The organism is Jeotgalibacillus haloalkalitolerans (assembly GCF_034427455.1).
Classification (GTDB): Bacteria; Bacillota; Bacilli; order Bacillales; family Jeotgalibacillaceae; genus Jeotgalibacillus; species Jeotgalibacillus haloalkalitolerans.
In genome coordinates this window covers 24800-48163 of the sequence record NZ_JAXQNN010000006.1, presented here as the reverse complement: position 1 = coordinate 48163, position 23364 = coordinate 24800, and the positions used below count along the sequence as shown (strand labels likewise).

Below are 23364 nucleotides of genomic sequence, written 5' to 3'. Positions count from 1 at the left end.
CAGGCAGCAGGCTGAGGAGGCTCAGCAACCTCCGTCCGGAAAGCGTCCGCATGAAGCGCAGCGGAACGATCTTAAAAGCCCGAGACTATTTGTCCCGGGCTTTTTTAGCTTATTTAGCTGCTTTTTGAAGCTTGTCAATGACAGATAATGACTTGCCCGTTCCGATCGCTACAGACTCAAGCGGGTTTGGCGCAATATGCACAGGTACAACAATTTCTTCACTCAGCCATTGCTGCAGGCCGTTCAGCAGTGCACCGCCGCCTGTTAAGATCACACCGCGGTCTACGATATCACCACTTAGTTCGGGAGGACAGTTCTCGAGTGTTGAACGAATTGCCTCAAGAATACTTAACAGTGACTCCTGAATAGCAGATTGAACCTCAGTAGATTGAAGTGTAATGGTTTTCGGGAGACCTGTTACAAGGTCACGTCCGCGGATTTCCATTTCCCTTACGTCATGCTGTATCGGTGCATGTCCAACTTCCATCTTAATCTGTTCAGCTGTCCGCTCACCAATCAACAGGTTATAAGCCTTTCTGACGTGCTGAATGATGTCTTCATCCATTTTGTCACCGGCCACGCGTATTGTATTGCAGGATACAACGCCGCCATATGAAATGATCGCGACTTCTGTTGTTCCGCCGCCAATATCCACAACTACGTTGGCAACCGGCTCGCCGACAGGAAGATCTGCTCCGATCGCAGCAGCAACCGGCTCTTCTATTAAGTGAACGTGCTTCGCACCACTGTGCTTTACAGCGTCCTGGATGGCTCTTCTTTCAACAGACGTAGCGCCCGATGGTGTACATACAACAACACTTGGCTTACGCAGTGAGAAGCCCATCTTTTTGCCAATTGAAGACATAATGTGCTTCAACATTTCCGTTGTGACATCAAAGTCAGCAATGACGCCGTCTTTTAAAGGGCGGACTGCCACGATATTCCCTGGTGTTTTACCAATCATGCTTTTAGCGTCTGTTCCGACAGCTAAGACTTTTTTGGTATTTACATCGATTGCAACAACCGACGGCTCATTCATAATAATTCCTTTACTTTTACTATACACAAGTATATTAGCAGTACCTAAGTCGATACCGATTTCAGCATTTGAAAGCATACAACATTCCTCCGTTATCATCATCGTCGTCCGAATTTAACAGTATTCTCCGAGTAGTATAGACTAAATACAGCACAGCGTAGAGTGACAAAGGTAGGGATAAGGGAATGTTACATCAGCGGGGAACAGACCGGGGCGGATTCGACAAAGCGTGATTCCCTTCAGAACAGGGGTTACAATATATGCGATCAGAAGTAATGACAGCTTTGTAATAAAAGAATAATGAATTTGTAACGAAAAAAACCCTTTCATCAATAGAACTGAAAGGGTTTTTACATCACTTTTCTACCTTTTATACCCGGAAGTAGGTAATTTGAAATGCTGCATTTTCTGCTGCATTGTAAGACTCATTTCCTGTAATTGCATCATTGACTCCCTGACTTTTCCAAAAGACACCTGCTGTTCTTCAGCAGAAGCAGAGATTTCTTCTGTACCTGCCGCTGTTTCTTCAGTGACAGCTGAGACATTTTCCATAGCAGCTGTTACTTCTGAAGTGTAAGATGAGGATTGCTTCATGCTGATGGTGAGTGACTTCAGTTCATGATCAATTTCCCTTACTTTTTGCGCGATATCTTCAAATGCCTGCTCTGTCAGGTTCATGGATTCAAGCTGCTCTGCTGAAAGCCGCTGCCCGGTTGCAGCAGCATCTGTAATACCGCTCATGCCGTTTTGTATATTCATCACCATTGAAGTGATTTTTTCAGTAGCATCTGCTGATTGTCCTGCGAGTTTTTTAACTTCATCTGCAACAACTGCAAAGCCTTTTCCCTGTTCACCGGCTCTTGCAGCTTCAATTGCTGCGTTTAATGCAAGCAGGTTGGTTTGATCAGCAATTTCTTTCACGAACTTTGCAGCATCCTGAATCTCGTCGGTAAAAGCTGAAAATGCAGATAGTTCTCTGGAAATTAATGAAGCAGCTTCTGTATTCTCTATAGTAAATCTTTTTTGACGACTCAGGGATTCGCGGCCATCAGTTACCGACATTAATGCCTGGTGACCTTTGTCAGCTGAACGTTCCGTTAGCGTTTCACTCTTAATAAAAGTCTGATTCAATTCTGCCATTTTCTCAGAAGTTGATTGAATATCCTCTGAGATTGATTGACTGCCCCTCGCGAGGTCATCTGTTGAAGCTGCAATCTGGTTGCCGCTTTCCTCTAATTCATTTACCTTTCCTGAGACTTCATTTGCAAACGCTGAAACACGGCTGCTTGACTGATCCACTGACTCTACTGTCTGACGCAGACTCAGAATCATCTCCCTGAACGAGTTTGCAAGAAGGTGTATTTCGAATCTGGAATTGCCGGACTGGGCAGGTACGTCTACAGTCAAATCTCCTTTGGCGACACGTGACGCCTGGTTCAGCATTTTGTTGAGCGGACGTGTAATACGCTTTGAAATGATCGTTGCTGCTGTAACCGAAATGACAATAATTGCAGCAACAGCAATCATAGATACCCATACAATCATAGAGATCTGCTGTTCGCTGGTGGCAAGCTTATTGCGATACCAGTCATCTGACAGGACTTTGAGATAGAATACATCATTGATGACCCCGCCTGTACGTGCAGACTGGCGGCTTGCCTCTGCAATATCACCCTGGTTCAGTGCCTCACCTGAAGAATCCTTAAGCTGAATAAACTTATCCTGTACAGTTGAAAGCTGTTCTTTTAAGTCCGCTTCAGGCAGTTTGGATTGCAACTCATCCATCAGTACAAGTGTCTGATCCATCTGATTTTGAGTCGTCAAACGGTTATTTTCAGTAGGACTCAAACTGAAATTAGAGAGGGATTGCTGGATGATCAATAGTTCACTGTTTAATTTTTCGAGATCGGTTAAAATTTCTGCGTCATCTTCTCCTGATGCATTCAGACTGACCATCTGCCAGACAATAAACAGAATGATGACAGTAGAAAGAATTAACGGAATTAATGATAATAAGTATAAACGTTTACTCAGTTTCATAATGACTCCTTTATTGAATGGTCTCAGGTACTGTTATTTCACCTGATATGATTTTCTGCTGTGTATCCGTTATGAGTGCCTGCGCTTTGTCACCAGGCTGAAAAAGCCTGATTTCCGCGAGACCCACACCTTCTTCAGCGAGACCTAATACATACGCTTCAGAAGATAATTCACCTTCAGTTAACTCTTGAATTAAATTAAATACTGAAGTATCGATATTTTTTACCATAGAGGTTACGACAGATTGCTCAGCAGTATAAAACTGGTCCGTATCCACTCCTGCTGAATAGATTCCCTGAGCCTGCGCTTCTAAAATCGCACCGGTTCCTGTATAGCCGGCAGCAGGGTAGATAAAATCCGCTCCCTGTTCAATCTGTTTGTCAGCAAGCGAGCGTCCGAGGTCGGCATCCCCGAAACTGCCTGCATAATCTGTAATAATTTCGATATCCGGATCAGCCATTTCAGCACCGGCGCGGAAGCCCGCTTCAAAACGGTTAATGACGGGAGCATCAACACCGCCGATAAAACCGATCACGCCAGATGTTGAAGCAAGTGCGGCGACTGTGCCTACCAGATAACTGCCTTCGTGATCTTTAAAAGTCATTGAAATTATATTTTCAACATCAGAGACCCCATCAATCAGTATGTATTGCTGATCAGGGTAAGCGACAGCTACCTCTTCAAGTGCTTCCTGAACTGAAAAACCAAGTCCGATAATTAAATCATAATCCTGTTCTGATAATGCTGTGAGATGGTCAGAATAGTTACCGTCCGGCGCTTCGCGATAATCAAATAAAATATTCAGTTCATCACGGGCACGAACTAGGCCGTCAAAAGCACCATCATTAAACGATCCATCTCCCAAGCCGGTATCAGAAAGCATAATACCCACTTTTGCTGCAAATTCTTTTTCTGTGTTCTGCTGGCCTGTACAGGCAGATAGTATGAATACTGCCAGCAAACCACATAAGATCATCAATCTTTTCATTTCGTTAAGTCCTCCAATTGCTTGTTTATATCCTTGTGCATATAGTCAATAGAAGCCCTTTTTTTACACACCCTCATACTATCGGCAAAAAAACCTCCCACTTTAAGTAAAGTGAGAGGTTTTGGTAAAGGATTTATTTTATTCGTGCGGCTTTGGCGTGAAAAATGCTGCCAGCTCCTGACTGTGGAGCTTTCTTGCTTTTCTGTGTTCAGCACGATTTTCGGCCGTTTCATTCAGCCAGCGTTCTTCTTCGGTTTCAGGTACAATATCCGGTACCGGAATTGGCTTACCTTCGTTATCAATGGCCACAAATGTTAAAAAGGAGATTGCTGCAACAGATTGGTCACCTGAAAGCAGGTTCTCAGTTGTCACTCTGACGAAAACTTCCATTGAACTTTTACCTGTATAAGAAACGAAAGCCTCTAATGTAACAGCATCTCCAACGCGGATCGGCTTTAGGAAGTCGACAGAATCAGTGGAAGCTGTGACTACTAATGAGCGTGAATGCTTGGTTGCTGCAATCGACGCAACATTATCAATATACGCCATCAGCTGACCGCCAAACAGTGTGCCGTGATGATTCGTATCAGGCGGTAATACGTGACTGGTCTGAATCGTTCTGCTTTCTTTCATTGTTTTCTTCATGTTGTCAGCTCCTTTAAAAAACCAGACCTCAATGCTGCAGGGCGCAGCAAAGAGATCTGGTATTTTTTAATATTCGTTATGTTCAGGTCTTGGATCAATTTTTTCTGCATCTTTTGTATTTAAAGGAATACGTAAAAAGTACATTAACGCTCCACCCACTAAACCGATCAGAGCACTGAATCCAAGCAAGATTGAAGTCATGTATAGCATCAGCTGGCTCCCCCTTTCACCGTACAAATAATTGTATCAAACTCATTATATAGGATTACAGGTGATTAGGAAATGATTTTTAGGAGAACTTAAAACGCCCAGTCTCCATTTCTGAACACAGGTTCTGAAGTGCCATCTTCTGAAATACCATCAATATCCATTTTGTCTGAGCCGATCATAAAATCAACGTGTGTAATACTTGAGTTTAATCCTTTTTCAGCAAGCTCCTCCTGGGAAGCTGTCTTTCCGCCTTCCACACAAAATGCATACGCACTGCCGATTGCCAGGTGGTTTGAAGCATTTTCATCAAATAATGTATTAAAGAAAAGGACATTCGACTGTGAAATCGGTGACTGATGCGGAACAAGTGCGACTTCTCCAAGACGGTGAGAGCCTTCATCTGTTTCGATCAGTTTCTTCAGAATGTCTTCTCCTTCTTCAGCTTGAACATCTGTAATACGGCCATTTTCAAAAGTAATTTTGAAGCCGTCGATGATGTTCCCGCCATAGCTCAAAGGTTTTGTGTTGGAGACATATCCTGACACACCATCTTTGTGAGGGACGGTAAACACTTCTTCAGTAGGCATGTTTGCCATAAAGGTATGTCCTTTTTCATTTACGCTTCCCGCGCCAGCCCAGATATGACCTTCAGGAAGTTCAATTGTCAGGTCAGTACCAGGTGCTGTGTAATGCAGCTTTTTATATTTCTTATTATTTAAGTAATCGGCTTTTTCATGCAGTGTTTCATCATGTTTTTTCCATGCGTCAACAGGGTCTGCCTGGTCAACTCTCACAGCTTTAAAAATGGCATCCCAAAGCTTTTCGATTGCTTCATTTTCATCAGCATCAGGGAATACTTTCTTCGCCCATCCTGCAGATGGCGCAGCAATAACAGTCCAGCTCACTTTATCTGACTGAATGTACTGGCGGTATTTCTCAAGCGCCTGCCCTGCAGCACGCTGAAAGTCGGAGATGCGCTGAGGATCTACACCTTTCATGAGATCCGGACTTGCTGAGACAATATTCATAAACGCAGCACCTTTATCGGCTAATGCTTCGCGCTCAAGCTTTTTCCACTCAGGAAATTCACTGAATGAATCAGATGGCGCCATTTCATAACGCATTTTTGACACTTCATCATCTGACCAGTCAACGAATACCTGACGGGCGCCGGCTTCATAGGCTTTTTTGGTAACAAGTCTGACGAACGGTGCATTATCAATAGATGCACCTATGTATAGCAGCTGATCTTTTTGAATATTGACGCCGACTTTTACAGCCAGGTCAGCATATTTTTCGAACATTTCTGTATGACTCATATTAAAAACCCCTTTTCAGTGTGTTTAGTTCCACTAAACATTTTACCAGTGGATTGATAAAAATCAAAAAATAATGAACATTGCATGTATGAGCAGAAAGGTCTAAAGTCATCCGTTTTTTAACCGATATACAAAATGTAGAGATAGAAATCTAGTGATTGTGGGTGAATGTATTGGATCGATCCTCATTGATTGGTGTTATTTTAGGACTGATTGCAGTTGGTGCCGGTATGATTTTAAAAGGTGTTCCGGCCAGCGCTTTATTAAATGGTCCGGCTTTTTTAATTATTATTGTAGGAACCATCGCTGCTGTCATGATTGCGTTTCCTATGTCAGAACTGAAAAGGGTACCAAAATTATTCGGCATTCTTTTTAAAGAAACAAAAGGGACAGAAGTACGCGATGTGATCCGGATGTTTGGAGAATGGGCTGAGCTTGCACGTAAAGAAGGACTGCTCGCACTCGAATCTAAAACGACTGAAATTGAAGATTCTTTCTTAAGAAATGGACTTGGTCTCGCAATTGATGGTCAGAATGCAGACTATATCAGAGATGTATTAACGGAAGAAATTGATGCAATGGAGGACAGGCACCTTTCAGGAGCAGCCATTTTCTCACAGGCAGGTACATACGCACCGACACTTGGCGTACTTGGAGCGGTTGTAGGGCTGATTGCAGCACTTGGCCATATGGATGATACAGCTGCGCTTGGAGAAGCGATTGCAGCCGCATTCATCGCGACACTTCTCGGAATTTTTACCGGATACGTACTGTGGCATCCATTTGCCAATAAGCTTAAGCGTAAGTCAACAAAAGAAGTAATGGTTAAATCGATGATGATTGAAGGGATTTTATCTGTTCTTGAAGGTGAGGCGCCAAGAGTGATTGAACAAAAGCTTGCCTCTTATCTGCCTGCCAAAGAGCGTGAGCAGCTGATGGCTGAAGGCGGTGTTAAAACAGATGAAGAAGCGTAAAAAGAGAAAGCATGATGAGCATATGGATGAGAGCTGGCTGATTCCTTATGCTGATATTCTGACTTTACTGTTGGCCCTTTTTATTGTCATGTTTGCGAGCAGTAACGTGGACCAGGTGAAGTTTAATCAGATGTCTCAGGTTTTCAATGAGATATTTGCGGGAGGCGAAAATGTGCTCGATTACGCAAGCCTGGTGGAAACGGATGATACTGAAGATGACATTGACAATGCTGAAGGAGCAGATCCTGAAGAGCTGACTGAAGAAATGACTGAAGAAATGACTGAAGAAGAGCAGCAGATGCAGGAGCTTTTAGCAGAGCAGTCAGAGCGGGAAACTGCTGCAGCTGCTGACCTTGAGGAACTTCAGGAGATCCAGGAGCAGATTAATGAGTATATCGCTGCAAACAGTCTGGGTGAGCTTTTTGAAACAGAGCTGACTGATGAGGGACTGCTGCTTACGATCAGGGATAATGTGCTTTTTGCTTCCGGTTCAGCAGATGTCAGAGCGGAGTATCAGAATATTGCTGAGGACGTGGCAGGTTTACTCGAATTTGACCCGCCCCGCAATGTCATTATCACGGGACATACTGATAATGTTCCGATCAGCACAGCTGCATTTTCTTCCAACTGGGAGCTGAGCGTGATGCGTGCAGTCAACTTTATGAAGCTCGTCATTGAAAATCCGAACCTGGATCCACGCTGGTTTTCAGCAAAAGGGTTCGGAGAGTTTCAGCCGATCGCTTCAAATGAAACAGAAGAAGGGCGTGCGCAGAACCGCCGTGTGGAAGTATTAATTCTGCCGCGTGTTACAAGTAATGGTACGATGACTAATTCACCTTAACTGTCGCAGTGTGCGGCAGTTTTTTTATTTTAGCTAAACCGTGGGGGAGTATTGCATTATTTTTTGGCCGTTCAGTTTAAATTGTATGGGTCAGGGAAAGAAGAAAAGAGTTTCCGAAATATACTATTTTTAGGAGGAGATTCTATTGGAGGGATTTATTAATGCTGTTACAGTCTTTTCTGAATGGCTGTGGGGAATTCCATTAATAGCCGTTTTATTATTTTCCGGACTTTTTATGACTTTTAAACTCGGCTTTTTTCAATTCAGACACCCGCTTTACATATTTAAACAGACATTTGGCAGTGTTACAAAAAAACCAAAAGGGAAGGGGACCGTTACACCGTTCCAGGCACTTACATCAGCGCTTTCTTCAACAATCGGTGCTGCAAATATAGTCGGGGTGCCGGCAGCGATTATGTTCGGTGGACCCGGAGCCGTCTTCTGGATGTGGGTGATCGCACTCGTAGGTATGTCACTGAAGTTCTCTGAAAGTGCACTGGCCGTTCATTACCGCGAAAAAAATGAGAAGGGCGAGTTTGTCGGGGGACCGATGTATTATATGACAAAGGGTCTTGGCATGAAGTGGCTCGGTATCTGGTTTTCTTTTGCGCTGATGCTTGAACTGATTCCAAGTGTGATGGTGCAGGGGAATTCTGTGGCAAATACTGTGAATGAGTCGTTTGGTGTTCCGGTGCTCTGGACAGGTATTGCGATTGCCGTTCTGATTGGAATTATTGTATTCGGCGGTATTAAAAGAATCGGTCAGGTTACACAGGTAGTGGTTCCGTTTATGGCACTGATCTATATTGGAGGCGCACTTGTCATTTTATTTATGAACCTGGGTGCACTGCCTGAATTTTTCACGCTGATCTTTTCGAATGCATTTTCACCTGCTCCTGTGATCGGCGGATTTGCTGGTGCAGCGCTCGTTGATGTAATCCGCTGGGGATTTGCCAGAGGACTTTATTCGAACGAGGCGGGACTTGGAACTGCTCCGATGGCACACGCAGCTGCGACAACTGACCACCCTGTCAGACAGGCATTCTGGGCAGTGTCAGGGATTGTAGTTGATACACTGATTATTTGTACCGCTACAGCATTTGTTGTTTTATCTTCAGGTGTCTGGACGAATGAAGGTGCAATGGATAACAGCAGTGCACTTACAACCATCGCATTTGCTGAATATTTTGGAGAGTTCGGAAGTATTCTTGTAACCGTATCATTAGTGTTTTTCGTATTTTCAACGATTCTCGTAGTCATTTTCTATGGTGCGAAGCAGGCTGAATTCTTATTTGGCCTGAAAGCTTCCTATGCCATACAGGTTGTATATATTATCGCCATAGTTCTTGGTGCAGTCGGGGCAGCAGAGATGATCTGGAATTTCCTTGATATTATGCTTGCCATGATTCTTTTGCCGAATATCTTTGCCATATTGATGCTCAGCAATAAAGTAAAAGAACTGAAGACGGAATTTTTTACGTCTGACAAATATTACTTAAAAGATATTGGAAAGAATAAAAAATAACGATCAGCACATTCGTTTTTTACTGCGAATGTGCTTTTTTTTATCGAACATAGTTTCTAAATGATGAATTAAGGATACACATTAGAATAAGACTGAATGTAAATACTTAAAACGTGATTGTCAGAGTGAAGAGGAGGGGTTTACATGATCAAAGATCTGAATAATATGTGGAAAGCCAGAACGTGGATGAAAACGAATGTACCTTTTTTATATAGCTGGCATGCGTATGTGGGATATGAACTTGATCTGTTCGAAGCCTTTAAGAGGCCTGTCAGAGTGGAGGATGTAGCGGATGCTTACAACCTTGAAGAAGAACTGCTGGAACAATGGGTTGAAGTAGGCATTGCGCTGAAGCATCTGAAAAAAGATGATAAAGACCGTGTGAAGATTGCGCGGGCATGGAAGCTGCCCGGAACTAAAAAGGACAGCCCCTCTTCCGGTGATTTACTCAAGGAAATGATGGAACTCCATATCCCTTCACTTCTTCACTACCCGGAACTGATGAAAGAAAAGAAAAGACAGCATTTTGATAATGAAAAGCACGGGTCAACCGTTGCCAAGACGTCTACTTTGCTCGAAATGCTAGCATTCAGATTAATCAATCAGAATGTGAAAAAGCATCAGGTCAACTCGATTATTGATATCGGCTGCGGAGAAGGCGGTTATTTATTAAAGCTTGCGAAAAAACATCCGGATCTTCAGCTTACAGGAATTGAAATCAATAAAGAAGTTTCCGAGTCTGCAAAAAAATCAACAGAAGATTATGAGCAGATAGAGATTGTTCAGGCTGACATTCATGAATATCAGCCTGAACAGTCCTTTGATCATGTGATGATTAACAATCTGCTTCACTATATCAATCCTGAGGAACGTCAGTCGTTTTTTAATCAGATTGAAAAGATAACTGAAAAAGATGGGATCATCACCATTATTTCACCTCTTCAAAAAGCGAAGCATGGAAAACAGTTCTCAAGCGCCTTCAACAGCTTTTTCATGACATTTGACAATCTCTATCCAATCCCGTCAGAGCAGGAATTGAAAGAAATTGCTGAGGCGTGCGGATTTGAACAGCAAACACCTTTTCCGATTATACGGGAGGGCGGCTGGTTTTTCGTTAAATGGGTAAAAAAAGAACAGGTTTAAAAAAGTAAAAATGTGGAATATACATGATGTACACATTTAAAAGGAGATGTTATGAATGGCAAAGATTGCAACTTTATTAACTGATCAATTTGAAGACGTGGAATATACTGATCCGGCAGAAGCATTTAAAAAAGAAGGACATGAAGTCGATACAATTGAAAAAGAATCGGGAAATACCGTCAAAGGAAAACAGGGAGATGCAACTGTAACGATTGACAAGTCAATTGATGATGTCAGCCCGGGTGACTATGATGCACTCTTTATTCCGGGAGGATTTTCTCCGGATCTGCTGAGAGGTGATGACCGCTTTGTCGAGTTTGCGAAAGAATTTATGGACAGCGGTAAGCCTGTACTGACAATTTGTCACGGTCCTCAGCTGCTCATCACAGCAAAAACGCTTGAAGGCCGAAAAGCGACCGGTTTCAAATCCATTAAGGTTGATATGGAATATGCAGGAGCAGAGTATCACGATGAAGAGGTTGTCGTATGCGGCAATCAGCTTGTCACCAGTCGTGACCCTGATGATATTCCTGCATTTATCAGAGAATCATTGAAACTATTATAAAAGAATTTGAAACAGGTCCTGATCTCAGGACCTGTTTTTATTTTACGTTTTATAAAGTCCATTATTGTTTTTGCGCATCTGGTGAATGAAGCGGCCCCCTTGAGCGAAAATCATCAGCTAATTTTACAAAGTATCATGATAAAAAATTTGAAAGCGCACTCAAAAACTCAATCATTAGGTCGATATACATATAAAATGATATTAGTTCTATCAGATCAGGTTAGTAGGGGGAGCATGGATGAAGAAATTAAAATGGAAGCTGTTATCGGGGTTTTTTGTATTAATTGTTTTTATTGGGGGATTGGCAGCTTTTAATATCTATTCAATTACAAACATTAATCAGGAGACACAAAATCTTCTTGAAGAAGAGCTTGTCCTGTTATCAATCGATCAGGAAATGAGATTTAACGTGTCTCAGCAGATTGCTTTAACACGTGGATATCTCTTATATGGGGAACCTGATTACAGAGAAAAGTTTGATGAATTATCAGTTCAGAATGATGAATTTGCAGAGACGCTGCAGAATTATGATGTAAGTAAAGAAATGAAATCAGTTCTTACGATTACAAGAGTCTGGCAGGAAGGCGTAAATGAGAGAGTCTTTTCTATGTATGATAATGGCAGGGAAGAGGAGTCGAGAGTATTATTCAGATCGAACTATGAACCGACTGCAAGAGGCATCATGGACAGCCTTGAACAAATTTCCACTGCCAGAGAGGCTGAAGTGGATGAAGCAGGCGGGACAATCATCAATAATGGTGAACAGACGATTCTGACTGTACTGACGATCAGTGGCGTTGTCATCATCCTTGCGATTTTAATCAGTATGATTATAGCAGGTCACATTACAAAACCAATTGCGATGGTAACGAAAAGAATGAAAGCGATTTCCTGTGGCAGTCTGCCATCTGAGGCTTTAAAGACAAAAAGTAAAGATGAGGTTGGACAGCTTGTTCATGCAGTAAATGAAATGAATGAACAGCTGAGAGAGCTGGTAGGAGGCGTAGCCGGTATTTCTGCTTCAGTACTGGAGAAGGGAAATCAGTTGTCAGAAAGTGCTGAAGAAGTAAAGGAAGGTAGCCGTCAGATCGCAGTAACGATGAATGAGCTTGCCGATGGAGCAGGTGCCCAGGCAGAATCCTCATCTTCTTTAAGTGAAAAAATGAATGGATTTATCACCGTGATCAAAAGCTCTGCTGATCAGGGAACATCCGCTCAGGAAAAAGCAGATCATATGCTGCTGCTATCCCGTGATGGCAATGTGAAAATGAATAAAACAATTCAAACTGTCAATCAGATCAATACAAGCTTCAAACAGGCAATGGAACGCGTTAACGGTCTGGATCATCAGGCACAGAATATTTCAAAACTTGTCCAGGTCATTCAGGAGATTGCTGATCAGACAAACCTGCTTTCATTAAACGCAGCGATTGAAGCAGCAAGGGCAGGAGAGCATGGAAAAGGATTTGCAGTTGTTGCAGATGAAGTGAGAAAGCTTGCTGTGCAGGTGTCTGCATCAATCGCTGATATTACCGGCATCATTGGTTCAATTCAGAAAGAATCAAAAGAAACAGTTGCTGTGCTTCAGGAAGGATACGGAATGGTGAGTGAAGGAGTGAGTCAGATGGAAGTAACCTCAAATTCATTCACTGACATCGATGTACAGATCAATGCAGTTTCAGAACAAATGAAAGTCATTGCCGCTTCACTTTACGAAATTGTCAACGCATCCGAAGAGATGCATCAGGAGATCGAACAAATTGCTTCCGTCTCTGAAGAATCTGCTGCGGGAATTGAGCAGACAAGTGCGAGTGCAGAGGAATCGAGCTCAACGATGGAGAATGTATATGAGTCATCCAGAGGGCTTATAAACGATGCCAGAGACCTCAGAGACCGTATTGGCATGTTCAGGGTCGAAGCAGCCGGGGAAGCTCATGAAACAGCAGCAGAGGCTGAAAAAATGCTTATCGATTCAGAAGAGGTTCAGGATGAAGCGGAAGAAAAAGCATCTTAGCTTTTTTGGATTCAAAAATAATGAATAAAAAGAGAATTATATAATTTTTTTAATAGAATAAAATTTAAATTGCAAACTTAGTGTAGCGGAGCGTAAGGCGGCGACTCCGGGACGATTAGTGGGAAGCTGAGACCCCGGAACCGAAGGTGAGGAGGCTCAGCAACCACCGTCCGGAAAGCGTCCGCCTGAAGCGCAGCGAAACGATTAAGAGGCTGAGACATTTTTATGTCCCAGCCTCTTTCCAGTTCATCCGTATTTCCTAAGCTTTACGCAGACTGCCGAGCTCTTCAGCAATTGCCTGCATTTCACTTGGACTGAATGAGTCTCTTTTCATCACCATTGTATAGAGAGAGTGAAGTTCTTCATACTGCTCTTCATCAAAAGCAGATACCTTCAGCGCTCCTGCGTTTACAATACGCAAACGGTCTTTAATCTTTTCAACCATATATTCAGCATTCTCAGTGCTCTGTACTGTTAAATCCAAATTGATCAGTCCTTTCTTTGCTAAATACAATCTTTCCATGCTTCAAAGGATCTGTCAATAAGCATTAAGCGGCTTTGTCTGCAGCTTTTTCTTCCTTAATCTTCTCGCGGATCCGCTTCGTCTCATAAGCAACTACGCCTGACAGACCAAGAAGACCAATTAAGTTAGGGAAGGCCATTAAGCCGTTCATCACATCAGAGAAGGCCCACACAACATCAAGTGCTGCAACAGAACCGACCATTACTGCAATTACAAACAGCAGACGATAATAAATGTTGAATTTCTTTGTTCCTACAAGGTACTGGAAGCACTTCTCTCCATAATACGACCAGCCGATAATTGTAGAAGAAGCAAAGAAAATTAATCCTATTGTTACAAGGATTGGACCAACAGGACCAAGGAAATACTCAAATGATGCTGAAGTCAATGCACCACCCTGAAGATCTCCGCCTTCATAAAGACCAGCCATAACAATTGTTACACCTGTGATTGAACAGATGATTAATGTGTCAATCAGAACCTGAGTCATGGATACAAGACCCTGACGGCCAGGCATATCCGTTTTCGCAGCAGCTGCAGCGATTGGTGCAGATCCGAGACCTGCTTCATTCGAGAATACCCCACGGGCAACACCATAACGGATAATCGCACCAATGACACCACCAGCGATTGCTTCATTACCAAATGCCAGTGAGAAGATTGTTGCAAATGCAGAAGGTACTAAATCAATATTTAAAATCATTACAATAAGTCCTGCTAAAAGATAAAATGCTGCCATAAAAGGAACGAAAATAGATGTTACTTTACCGATACTCTTAATACCGCCAAGAATAACAAGTGCAGTAAAGATCGTCAGTGCAATACCTGTTACCCATGTTGGAATAGCAAATGTATCGTTTACAACATCTGATACAGAATTCGACTGTACCATGTTACCAATACCAAAAGCAGCAATTGCACCAAATAATGCAAATAAAACACCAAGCCATTTTTGCTTTAATCCGCGTTCAAGGTAATACATCGGACCACCGGACATTTCGCCGTCCTCATCCTGTACGCGGTACTTAACAGCAAGTACAGCCTCAGCATACTTGGTTGCCATACCGAAAATGGCCGACAGCCACATCCAGAAAATCGCACCTGGTCCCCCAAGCACAACAGCTGTTGCAACACCGACAATATTACCGGTACCAACCGTTGCAGCCATTGCAGTCATTAAAGACTGGAAGTGAGAAATATCACCCTTGGACTTTTTGTCCTGATTACGGGAAAAAGCCAGCTTGAGTGAATAGCCGGTTAACGCGAACTGCACCATTCCAAGACGGAATGTCAGGTAAATACCTGTTCCGACTAACAGAATGAGTAGCGGCGGTCCCCATACCAGCCCACTGATTTGATTCAGAAGATCTGTTAAACCTTGCATCTAATTTCCCCCTTTTTTCTGTTTTCAGGTCATAGATATTAAATATGAAGAAAATATGTATGCCTTACATTAAATATTCCGAAAATTCACCCCTGATTGTCAAGGTTTTTTTAATTTGCTGCCGCTGAAAAGGTTTCAAACAAAAGACCTAAGGAAATAGTAAACCATATTCCGTATAAGGAGAGAGATGATGAAGACTGTATTATTCCTTGTACAGAAACAGTTGTCAAGTTGTACACTGCTTGCTGGAGAATTGGAAAAAAGTTCCTCGGAAGGCATCCAGCCAGTTGTGAGAGGCACCTTCACATGGAGCAGCACTGAAATGTCCGAATATTCTTTTGAAGGAATTAAAGGGCTCCACAGCGAAATGGGAACACTGAAGACAGAACAGCTGCAGCGGAGTGACCTTGAACAGGCAGATGTCATTGTACTAATCAGTCAGGCAGAAGAATCATTAACACATCTGCTGAAAGCGTCTGAAAAAAAGCATGTGATCATTCGTGCATCAGAACTCAGCGGCAGGTCTATGGAAGACCTTGAATATATGCTGCATAATGATCAGACAGCTGAAGTAATAAAAGACCTGCAACAGAAAAGTGTTGAACTGGCTGCAAAACTGTAAAACAAATTGGAGGAAATCACATGGCAAAAAACAAGTTACCGGCAGGAATCATTATTGGAGCAGTTGCAGGAGGGATTTTAAGTATGCTGGATCCTTCTACAAGAAAAAGAACTGCCCAGGCACTATCCAATACGAAGCACTCTATCTCTTATTACTCAAGAAACCCGCAGGAGCTGGCTGACAGAGCTTCACAAAAAGCAGATGAGTGGAGAGAAATTGCAGAGAAGATTCAGGAAGACATTGCATTTCTGTCTGAAAAATATGAAGAAGTGAAGTCCCTGGCACCTGAGCTGAAAGAGACGGTCCAGGAAACAAAAGAGGCTTTTACAGAAGAAGATCAGACACCAAATAGTCCAATGCCTTCCGGAGGAGCTGGCGGGCTGCCGGAAAAAAAGACGATGTGAAATATGATACAAGGAGGGATGGAATGACTTCTCAAAAAGGCAATCCTGCTCCTGATCGAGAGGAAGGCAGCCAATGGAAGGAAGGAAAGAAAAACAGACACCTTAAAGATATGTCTGATGCAGTACATAAAGCAGGGCGTGAAGGGCATTATGATTCATTTATGGGCTTTGTTAAAGCGGTATTAAGACGCTTTACAGATGCAGATACACCAGGACTCGGTGCTCAGCTGGCCTACTACTTTCTGCTTTCATTATTCCCGCTGCTGATTTTTGCATTAGCATTACTTCCCTACCTGGATATTACCCAGGCACAGCTTTTGGATATGTTCCGCGAATTTGCGCCTGGAGACGCGATGGCGCTGATTGAATCAACAGTCTCAGAGGTTGCCACCGGGGAGAGTGCAGGGCTGCTTTCAATCGGTATTCTGGGTACTCTCTGGTCAGCATCCAACGGAATGAATGCGATCATGAAAGCTTTTAATGGTGCATACGAAGTGGAAGAAACAAGATCATTTATCATTGCTCGTGGCATGGCAGTTGTATGGACAGTCGTGATGGTACTAATCTTTGTGGTTGCTCTGCTGCTTCCGATTTTCGGTCAGCAGATTGGAGAACTGATTTTCTCATGGTTTGGTCTGACTGATCAGTTCCTCACAATATGGACGGTACTGAGATTTGCGATTACGCCATTTGTCCTGTTTATTGCATTTGTGGGCTTATATGCATTTGTACCAAACGTAAAAATCCGTTTCATCTCTGTTATCCCGGGGGCACTTTTTGCTGCAATCGGCTGGTTATTAACATCTTCATTATTCTCAATTTATGTAGGAAACTTTGGAAATTATTCCGCATCTTACGGAAGTATCGGAGGCATCATTGTACTGATGATCTGGCTGTACCTATCAGGAATTATCATTCTTGTGGGTGCCCAGGTTAACGCTACAATGGCTGCCAAACGCCGTCATAAACCATTTGTTCCGAAAGGATCCTGAATCGAAAAGCAGAAGCAGGCGTTCAGCCTCGACAAGCATAAGCTGTGATGAGAGGGGCTGCCTGCTGAAGCTGGGCAAAGACAAAAGCCTTCCATTCAACTTTCTGAATGGAAGGCTTTTCTTATCCCCTTAATAGTCTGAGTCCGTTCAAGATGACCAGAATCGTACTTCCTTCATGACCCAGTACTCCGAGTGGAAGGTCAAGTGCCTGAAAAAAGTTAGATAGGATCAGGATAAATATAACCGCGATGCTGAAAACGATATTCTGCTTAACGATGCGATTCATCCTTTTAGAAAGCCGGATCGCCTCAGCAATTTTTTGAAGGTCATTTTTTACTAAGACAATATCAGCAGTTTCAAGCGCGATATCAGACCCTGCACCCATTGCTACACCAACGGAAGCACTTGCGAGGGCAGGCGCATCATTTATTCCGTCTCCAATCATTGCGACCTGACCAAATTGTGTCTTGAGTTTTTTAATTTCCTCAACTTTTACACCAGGCAGACACTCTGCTTTAAAACTGTCCACGCCTGTTTCTTTTTGAATGGTCTGTGCTGTGCCTGTACTGTCCCCGGTCAGCATAACCGTATGAATCCCGACTGACTTTAAATACTTGATCGCTTCAATCGTCTGCTGTCTGACCTGATCCTTCAACGCAATCAGTCCAATGACTTCCTCATTTTTCTCAATCAGTACAATGGTTTTTCCTGCTTGTGATAGAAGAGTTGCCTGTTCCAGAATCTCTTTGCTGATACTTTCTTCCTTAAACCAGTCAGGCTTGCCGATTCTCCAGGTCTCATTTTGAAATGAAGCCTTTAAGCCGAAACCGGTGACATCTTCTACCGTATCCATCTGCACATCAGCATTTGTGACAGTCTTTTCTGTGAACTGAACAATCGCCTGTGCGAGGGGATGATTGGACTGCTTTTCAATTGAAGCGGTCATTTGCAGGACCTCTGCGTGATCTAAGTCCTGTCTGACAAACCAGTTTGTCACTTTTGGTTTGCCTTCAGTCAGGGTACCGGTTTTATCAAATGCGATCGCTTTAATGCTATTGAGGTTCTCCAGGTGAACGCCGCCCTTAAAGAGAATGCCTTTTCTGGCTCCGTTTGAAATCGCGCTGAGTGAAGCGGGCATAATCGAAGCAACGAGTGCACATGGTGAAGCCACCACAAGTAAAACCATTGCTCTATAAAACGTTTCTTCCCAGCTCCAGCCCAATAGATAATGCGGTATAAACATCATGAGTGATGTGAAAATGAGAACTGCTTTTACATATTTGCCTTCGAATCTTTCAATAAACAGCTGGGAAGGTGACTTTTCGCTTTGCGCTGATTGAACAAGCTCAATAATTTTTTGAAACATGGTTTCAGTGTTTTTCTTGGTCACCTCAACCTGCACAGCACCTGTCAGGTTAACAGTGCCCGCAAACACTTCAGCGGTAATTCCTTTTACAACGGGCATTGATTCCCCAGTAAAAGTAGCTTCATCGACTGAAGTTCGTCCTTTGATGATTACACCGTCAGCAGCAATCCGCTCGCCTGGTTTAACTGCAATACGCTCTCCAGGCTGCAGGGTTGCAGCGTTGACTTTCACTTCTTCTCCATCCACCAGCTTCCACGCTTCTTGAGGCTGCAGATCAAGCAGGGAGGAGATCTCGTTTTTACTTTTATTCATTGTATAGGTTTCAAGTGCACCGCTCAGTGCAAAGATAAAAATCAGAATGGCTCCTTCAGTCCAGTAACCGATCCATGCAGCGCCAAGTGCAGCGATGATCATCAGTAACTCAACATTTAAATCCTTTGCTTTTATAGAGTGCTTAACTCCTTCCACGGCTTTAAAGTACCCGCCAATCACATATGCAGAGATATACACTCCTGCTGAAGCAGTGGGTAAACCCTGATGCATCAGCCACCATGCAATCAGAATCAAAACACCGCTAAGTATAGCCAAGATTAGTTCTAAGTGCACTTTTATAAAATTCAGACGATCGCTTCTGACAGCTGAAGGAAGGTTCAGCGCTTCAGTATATTTCACCATTAGAACCACGCTCCGTTCGCATGCTTATTGAGAAAGATAATCGAAATCAATACCCTTAAAAAGCACTGAATGCTGCTGTCACAGGACAGCAGCATAGCATAAACGTTTGATATGAAGTTGGGAACAGTTCTTTTCTTTTATTATACCATTTAAAAGAAAAGACAGGTAGATATTAACTTTCGGTCAGCCTTTTGCGGAGCGAGAAAGCAACAAGACATAAGCCAATCGTGACAAGCAGCATAGAAATAAAGTAAAAGAATCCTTCTGTGAAAAATTCAATGATCAGTCCACCAATTGCCGGTCCACCGATACTGCCCAGACTGAACGCGACGCCGCACATAATATTTCCTGCAGGGAGCAGGTGCTTCGGTAAAAGGTCTGTCATATAACTGATCCCGAGAGAGAATGTGGATCCGGTTGCCATACCGGCTATAAAAAATGCAAGCGTCAGCCAGAGTGGAGAAGAGCCTGCGAGACCGGCAAGAACGAAGCATATCGCACCCGCAAATAACACACTCATCAAAATTCTGTGACGTCCATATTTATCACTCAGCATACCAAGCGGCAGCTGGAACACAATCGCGCCAATCGAAAAAGCAGGGAGGATATAAGCAATTGCACTTGTCTCTATCCCGCTCCGCAGCGCATAGATTGGAAAGTTCCCGTGTAAGGATGCTTCCAGAAAACCGTAGCTGAGAGGAGGCAGGAATGCCACCCAGGCATATTTCCAGACCTGGCTGAACCGTTTCATCGTGCTGAAAAACGATGTGGATTCTGACCCGCCGTGATCGGGAAAGTCATTCCTTAATAAGAAAACAAATCCCCACGTGATGAAGGTTAAAATTCCTGAAAAAATAAACGGTAATGTCGGATTGATTTCCACAAGTGAGCTCATCGCAGGTCCGATCGCAAAACCGAGTGAGAAAAACAGTCCGTACACAGCAATGTTCCTGCCGCGGCGATGTGCTTCAGAAAATGAAGTTATCCACGTCTGTGTAGAAAAGTGCAGCATATTATCCCCAATTCCAATCAGCAGTCTGAGCACAAACCAGAACCAGAAGGACTGCCATAAAGGAAAAGCCAATAAAGAGAGCCCCACAACGAGTCCGCCAACAATAATCATCGGTTTATAGCCAAAGCGTCTGAGTGGAGCCTCCATTAACGGTGAAGCGATCAGAATGCCTATGTATATGCCAGTGGCATGAAATCCGTTCATTGCAGAAGAAACACCCTGCTGCTCAAAAATAATCGCAATTAACGGCAGCAGCATTCCCTGAGAAAAACCGGAAATCGCCACAATGCCTACTAAAATCCAAAAACGAGTTCTTGCTGAAACCCCCATAGTAAAACTCCTGACTGAAATATATTCAAATGTATTGCAATTGTAATCCCTGCTGAGGGAAAATTTAACAATCATAAGCAGATTAATCGAGTTATAAAAAAGACAACGCTATAATCTTACTATAATCATTACAGAGAAAGAAGGAGATCCTTATGGAATTTAAAATGAAAGAAGGCGGCTTTACAACCGGCCTTGAATATGGAGAGCTTCATATTTCAGGAAATGAAGAATACGGATTCCGTCCATATCAGCTGCTTGTATCATCTGTAGCCGTGTGCAGTGGAGGGGTTTTACGTAAGGTGCTGGAGAGAATGCGTATGGAGTTCACAGATATTCAAGTGAATACTGAGGTTGAGCGCAACGAAAAAGAAGCTAATCGCGTAGAGAAAATTCATATGCACTTTACAATAACAGGCGATCTGAAAGAAGAAAAAGTGAAAAAAGCGCTGGATGTTACACGCAAGAACTGTTCAATGGTGCAGTCAGTGAAGGACAGCATTGAAATTACTGAGAGTTTCGAAATCAAAGCATAATAAAACCCGGTTTATTCTTTGTTTAAAAGAGTAAACCGGGTTTTATGGTATTCGTGTTTTTATCATACTTTCCATATATACGCACTTTTTATTTCACAAGCGCTTCTCATCACTCTCCTTTGCAAAAGGTTTTGTCAGAATGATCTGAAGCAGCCCCCCTTTATTGAATGTAAATGTAGTATAGCATGTTATTTAAATAGTGTAAATATTCAAAATAGATAATTAATTAAAAAGTACCGGAAATTTTTTGTATCCGGTACTTTTTAATTATGTCTTTATAAAATTTGGCTGAGGATCTGCGCTTCCGGGGGACGCTTTCCGGACGTGGACCGTTTTGTGGTCCTATCTTTATCGCTCGGCTTCGCCTGTGGGGTCTCAGCGTCCCGCTACTCGTCCAGGAGTCGCCCCCTTCCGCTCCGATCATCAGCTGTGCAAAAAAAATAGTATTTTTTATATTATTTTGAAAGCAGTGCACTTCTCTTCATAAAGTCAGCGCCTTTATAATACATATCTTTTACCAGCAGGTTCGGGCCGAGGCAGCTGACTGCAGGGCAGTGGCAGTTGACGCTTGCTGCATCGTCTGACTGCATCCATTTATTAAAGACATCAGGCAGGCTATCCTGCTGAATGTTTCCAAGTGGAGGTGTTTCATTAAAGTCCGTGACGATGACATCACCTGTAAAGACATTCACATTCAGACGGGAGCGGCCGTCAGGATCGTTTCGCACAGTCACATTCTTTTCGCTGTACAGGCGCTTTAACAGATCCCGGTCTTTTTCAGAAGTACTGCATGCATAGAAAGGAAGTGTACCAAACAGCATCCATGTATCCTGATTACGAATGGTAAGCAGATGTTCAATGGCTCCTCTCGTTTCATCCAGCGTGAGTGTTTCAAGCGATTCTGCGAAATTAGAAGGGTACATTGGATGAATCTCGTGGCGTGCGCATTTCATATCATCAACAATCTCACGATGAATTCTTTCGATGTGAGGCAGCGTCTTTTTATTCAGCATCGTTTCAGCTGATACCATCACACCAGCTTCACTTAAAGTACGGCTGTTATCAATCATCTTTTTGAAAAGTGCTTCCCGCTGCGCTTCAGACGGCTTTCGTTCCATCCGCGCAAAACCCGTGTGAACAAACTCATCAACCGTTCCCCAGTTGTGTGAAATATGTAAAACATCCAGGTAAGGAATAATCGGCTCATAGCGGTTTATGTCAATAGTTAAATTTGAATTCATCTGCGTGCGGACGCCTCTTTCATGCGCGTATTTCATGAGCGGAAGCACCGTATGTTCAACTGATTTTTTCGACAGCATCGGCTCACCACCGGTAATGCTGAGCGTTCTGAGGTGTTCAATTTCATCCAGACGGCTTAAAATTAAGTTCATATCCAGCGTCTCAGGATCTTTATTGGACAGACTGTAGCCAACCGCACAATGTGCACATCTCATATTACAAAGCGTCGTCGTTGTAAATTCTATATTTGACAGCGTCATTTTTCCAAACTGCTTCATATCTTCATACGCTTCCCATGGATCATAGGAAGTTGAAATCGGTTGCTTAATCATTGTCATATTAAAATCTCCTTTTCATTAACTTTGTCAGTATGAAAATAATGTAGAGAGAAGTCAATGGATATTCAGCGAAAGTTGCAGAAATGAGCGTTATCCGTTAAGATAAGGACGGATTTGAAAGGAGTGAGAGGCATGGGTAATGCTATTCACGATAATGACTCGCAGGTACTATACCTGAAGCAGCGTTTATCAATGTTTTTAGAAGTGCTGGAATCCGTAGATGCAGAAAGTACTGATCTTGAAGATATCGACCGTATGATTCAGATGCTTGATGATTTAGAGTTGAAGGTACAGCAGTTTAAAAAAGATGATAACGAATAACAAGCAGGCCTGCGGGTCTGTTTTTTTATGTCTGCTGCAGATAACCGTTGAGCTGCGCTTCAGGGGGACGCTTTCCGGACGGTTGTTGCTGAGCCTCCTCGGCTTCGCCTGCGGGGTCTCAGCTTCCAACTAATCGTCCCGGAGTCGCCCCCTTCCGCTCCGCTCAACTTAGTATTTAATAAATATAAATTACTTTAATGTATCGTTAGTATTGTAAGCATTCTATACCGTTTCAAAAACTATTTAAGTAAGACAGGTCGTTGATAGAATTGATTTAACCTTCAACTTAGGTGTATAAAAACGTTAAAAGGTTAAAAATTTT

The 23364-nt window shown here is 43.0% G+C and carries 22 protein-coding genes; 11 read left to right on the top strand and 11 right to left on the bottom strand.

The genetic code is table 11. The features are described from left to right. Positions 1 to 109: 109 nt before the first annotated feature. From mreBH to UFB30_RS14235, 6 genes are all read right to left on the bottom strand, one after another. Positions 110 to 1117: a rod-share determining protein MreBH gene (mreBH, locus tag UFB30_RS14260; protein ID WP_322422372.1), complete on the bottom strand. Its 1008-nt coding sequence runs from the start codon at positions 1115 to 1117 to the stop codon at positions 110 to 112. A 285-nt stretch (positions 1118 to 1402) separates the two neighbouring features. Beyond that, positions 1403 to 3079: a methyl-accepting chemotaxis protein gene (locus UFB30_RS14255; RefSeq protein ID WP_322422371.1), complete on the bottom strand. Its 1677-nt coding sequence runs from the start codon at positions 3077 to 3079 to the stop codon at positions 1403 to 1405. 10 nt (positions 3080 to 3089) lie between these two features. Next, positions 3090 to 4067, bottom strand: coding sequence for a BMP family lipoprotein (locus UFB30_RS14250; RefSeq protein WP_322422370.1), 978 nt, complete (start codon positions 4065 to 4067; stop codon positions 3090 to 3092). A gap of 138 nt (positions 4068 to 4205) precedes the next feature. Continuing rightward, positions 4206 to 4712, bottom strand: a complete 507-nt coding sequence (locus UFB30_RS14245) for an acyl-CoA thioesterase (RefSeq protein WP_322422369.1) — start codon at positions 4710 to 4712, stop codon at positions 4206 to 4208. 66 nt (positions 4713 to 4778) lie between these two features. Further along, a complete protein-coding gene (locus UFB30_RS14240; RefSeq protein WP_322422368.1) occupies positions 4779 to 4922 on the bottom strand; it encodes a hypothetical protein in 144 nt (47 codons plus the stop codon). Between the two features lie 89 nt (positions 4923 to 5011). Continuing rightward, entirely contained in the window at positions 5012 to 6241 is a 1230-nt protein-coding gene (locus UFB30_RS14235) for an aminopeptidase (protein WP_322422367.1), read from the bottom strand. Between the two features lie 173 nt (positions 6242 to 6414). On the opposite strand from UFB30_RS14235, the gene motA reads away from it, so the two are divergent. From motA to UFB30_RS14205, 6 genes are all read left to right on the top strand, one after another. Continuing rightward, on the top strand, positions 6415 to 7215 hold the full coding sequence (gene motA / locus UFB30_RS14230; protein WP_322422366.1) for a flagellar motor stator protein MotA: 801 nt from the start codon (positions 6415 to 6417) through the stop codon (positions 7213 to 7215). Continuing rightward, positions 7202 to 8056 carry a flagellar motor protein MotB gene (locus tag UFB30_RS14225; RefSeq protein ID WP_322422365.1) on the top strand — a complete coding sequence of 285 codons (855 nt, stop codon included), beginning with the start codon at positions 7202 to 7204 and terminating at the stop codon, positions 8054 to 8056. The genes motA and UFB30_RS14225 overlap by 14 nt, the downstream gene beginning before the upstream one ends. A gap of 145 nt (positions 8057 to 8201) precedes the next feature. Continuing rightward, positions 8202 to 9581, top strand: coding sequence for an alanine/glycine:cation symporter family protein (locus tag UFB30_RS14220; RefSeq protein WP_322422364.1), 1380 nt, complete (start codon positions 8202 to 8204; stop codon positions 9579 to 9581). A 144-nt stretch (positions 9582 to 9725) separates the two neighbouring features. Then, positions 9726 to 10724: a class I SAM-dependent methyltransferase gene (locus UFB30_RS14215; RefSeq protein ID WP_322422363.1), complete on the top strand. Its 999-nt coding sequence runs from the start codon at positions 9726 to 9728 to the stop codon at positions 10722 to 10724. 55 nt (positions 10725 to 10779) lie between these two features. Further along, positions 10780 to 11289 carry a type 1 glutamine amidotransferase domain-containing protein gene (locus UFB30_RS14210; protein WP_322422362.1) on the top strand — a complete coding sequence of 170 codons (510 nt, stop codon included), beginning with the start codon at positions 10780 to 10782 and terminating at the stop codon, positions 11287 to 11289. A gap of 238 nt (positions 11290 to 11527) precedes the next feature. Beyond that, entirely contained in the window at positions 11528 to 13303 is a 1776-nt protein-coding gene (locus tag UFB30_RS14205; RefSeq protein WP_322422361.1) for a methyl-accepting chemotaxis protein, read from the top strand. 259 nt (positions 13304 to 13562) lie between these two features. On the opposite strand, the gene UFB30_RS14200 is transcribed toward UFB30_RS14205, so the two are convergent. Beyond that, on the bottom strand, positions 13563 to 13787 hold the full coding sequence (locus tag UFB30_RS14200) for a DUF1128 domain-containing protein (RefSeq protein ID WP_039813338.1): 225 nt from the start codon (positions 13785 to 13787) through the stop codon (positions 13563 to 13565). Between the two features lie 64 nt (positions 13788 to 13851). Then, entirely contained in the window at positions 13852 to 15210 is a 1359-nt protein-coding gene (locus UFB30_RS14195) for an alanine/glycine:cation symporter family protein (protein ID WP_322422360.1), read from the bottom strand. A 190-nt stretch (positions 15211 to 15400) separates the two neighbouring features. On the opposite strand from UFB30_RS14195, the gene UFB30_RS14190 reads away from it, so the two are divergent. From UFB30_RS14190 to UFB30_RS14180, 3 genes are read left to right on the top strand one after another with little or no spacing between them, the layout of a single operon-like run. Beyond that, positions 15401 to 15832 (top strand): hypothetical protein, encoded by a 432-nt coding sequence (locus UFB30_RS14190; RefSeq protein WP_322422359.1) that lies wholly within the window; start codon positions 15401 to 15403, stop codon positions 15830 to 15832. A 20-nt stretch (positions 15833 to 15852) separates the two neighbouring features. Beyond that, positions 15853 to 16236 (top strand): YtxH domain-containing protein, encoded by a 384-nt coding sequence (locus tag UFB30_RS14185; RefSeq protein WP_322422358.1) that lies wholly within the window; start codon positions 15853 to 15855, stop codon positions 16234 to 16236. Between the two features lie 23 nt (positions 16237 to 16259). After that, positions 16260 to 17228: a YihY/virulence factor BrkB family protein gene (locus tag UFB30_RS14180; protein ID WP_322422357.1), complete on the top strand. Its 969-nt coding sequence runs from the start codon at positions 16260 to 16262 to the stop codon at positions 17226 to 17228. Between the two features lie 121 nt (positions 17229 to 17349). Here the strand turns inward: UFB30_RS14180 and UFB30_RS14175 are convergent, their stop codons facing one another. After that, entirely contained in the window at positions 17350 to 19269 is a 1920-nt protein-coding gene (locus tag UFB30_RS14175; RefSeq protein ID WP_322422356.1) for a heavy metal translocating P-type ATPase, read from the bottom strand. 172 nt (positions 19270 to 19441) lie between these two features. Beyond that, positions 19442 to 20611: an MFS transporter gene (locus UFB30_RS14170; RefSeq protein ID WP_322422355.1), complete on the bottom strand. Its 1170-nt coding sequence runs from the start codon at positions 20609 to 20611 to the stop codon at positions 19442 to 19444. Between the two features lie 152 nt (positions 20612 to 20763). On the opposite strand from UFB30_RS14170, the gene UFB30_RS14165 reads away from it, so the two are divergent. Further along, the gene (locus tag UFB30_RS14165) at positions 20764 to 21144 is read left to right on the top strand and encodes an OsmC family protein (RefSeq protein ID WP_322422354.1); all 381 of its coding nucleotides are present in this window, start codon (positions 20764 to 20766) and stop codon (positions 21142 to 21144) included. A 455-nt stretch (positions 21145 to 21599) separates the two neighbouring features. Here the strand turns inward: UFB30_RS14165 and yfkAB are convergent, their stop codons facing one another. Continuing rightward, complete coding sequence (yfkAB, locus tag UFB30_RS14160; RefSeq protein WP_322422353.1) at positions 21600 to 22721, bottom strand: radical SAM/CxCxxxxC motif protein YfkAB; 1122 nt, start codon at positions 22719 to 22721, stop codon at positions 21600 to 21602. A 132-nt stretch (positions 22722 to 22853) separates the two neighbouring features. Between yfkAB and UFB30_RS14155 the strand changes: the two genes are divergently transcribed. Continuing rightward, on the top strand, positions 22854 to 23042 hold the full coding sequence (locus UFB30_RS14155) for an SE1561 family protein (RefSeq protein ID WP_039808085.1): 189 nt from the start codon (positions 22854 to 22856) through the stop codon (positions 23040 to 23042). Positions 23043 to 23364: the final 322 nt, after the last annotated feature.

Bases quoted from the DNA above. Each gene is read 5' to 3' on its own strand.
- UFB30_RS14165 (WP_322422354.1), top strand. From the start codon at position 20,764: ATGGAATTTAAAATGAAAGAAGGCGGCTTTACAACCGGCCTTGAATAT.
- UFB30_RS14210 (WP_322422362.1), top strand. From the start codon at position 10,780: ATGGCAAAGATTGCAACTTTATTAACTGATCAATTTGAAGACGTGGAA.
- UFB30_RS14235 (WP_322422367.1), bottom strand. From the start codon at position 6,241: ATGAGTCATACAGAAATGTTCGAAAAATATGCTGACCTGGCTGTAAAA.
- UFB30_RS14240 (WP_322422368.1), bottom strand. From the start codon at position 4,922: ATGCTATACATGACTTCAATCTTGCTTGGATTCAGTGCTCTGATCGGT.
- UFB30_RS14195 (WP_322422360.1), bottom strand. From the start codon at position 15,210: ATGCAAGGTTTAACAGATCTTCTGAATCAAATCAGTGGGCTGGTATGG.
- UFB30_RS14205 (WP_322422361.1), top strand. From the start codon at position 11,528: ATGAAGAAATTAAAATGGAAGCTGTTATCGGGGTTTTTTGTATTAATT.
- UFB30_RS14155 (WP_039808085.1), top strand. From the start codon at position 22,854: ATGGGTAATGCTATTCACGATAATGACTCGCAGGTACTATACCTGAAG.
- mreBH (WP_322422372.1), bottom strand. From the start codon at position 1,117: ATGCTTTCAAATGCTGAAATCGGTATCGACTTAGGTACTGCTAATATA.
- UFB30_RS14245 (WP_322422369.1), bottom strand. From the start codon at position 4,712: ATGAAGAAAACAATGAAAGAAAGCAGAACGATTCAGACCAGTCACGTA.
- UFB30_RS14255 (WP_322422371.1), bottom strand. From the start codon at position 3,079: ATGAAACTGAGTAAACGTTTATACTTATTATCATTAATTCCGTTAATT.
- yfkAB (WP_322422353.1), bottom strand. From the start codon at position 22,721: ATGACAATGATTAAGCAACCGATTTCAACTTCCTATGATCCATGGGAA.
- UFB30_RS14190 (WP_322422359.1), top strand. From the start codon at position 15,401: ATGAAGACTGTATTATTCCTTGTACAGAAACAGTTGTCAAGTTGTACA.
- UFB30_RS14170 (WP_322422355.1), bottom strand. From the start codon at position 20,611: ATGGGGGTTTCAGCAAGAACTCGTTTTTGGATTTTAGTAGGCATTGTG.
- UFB30_RS14250 (WP_322422370.1), bottom strand. From the start codon at position 4,067: ATGAAAAGATTGATGATCTTATGTGGTTTGCTGGCAGTATTCATACTA.
- UFB30_RS14185 (WP_322422358.1), top strand. From the start codon at position 15,853: ATGGCAAAAAACAAGTTACCGGCAGGAATCATTATTGGAGCAGTTGCA.
- UFB30_RS14215 (WP_322422363.1), top strand. From the start codon at position 9,726: ATGATCAAAGATCTGAATAATATGTGGAAAGCCAGAACGTGGATGAAA.
- UFB30_RS14175 (WP_322422356.1), bottom strand. From the start codon at position 19,269: ATGGTGAAATATACTGAAGCGCTGAACCTTCCTTCAGCTGTCAGAAGC.
- UFB30_RS14180 (WP_322422357.1), top strand. From the start codon at position 16,260: ATGACTTCTCAAAAAGGCAATCCTGCTCCTGATCGAGAGGAAGGCAGC.
- UFB30_RS14225 (WP_322422365.1), top strand. From the start codon at position 7,202: ATGAAGAAGCGTAAAAAGAGAAAGCATGATGAGCATATGGATGAGAGC.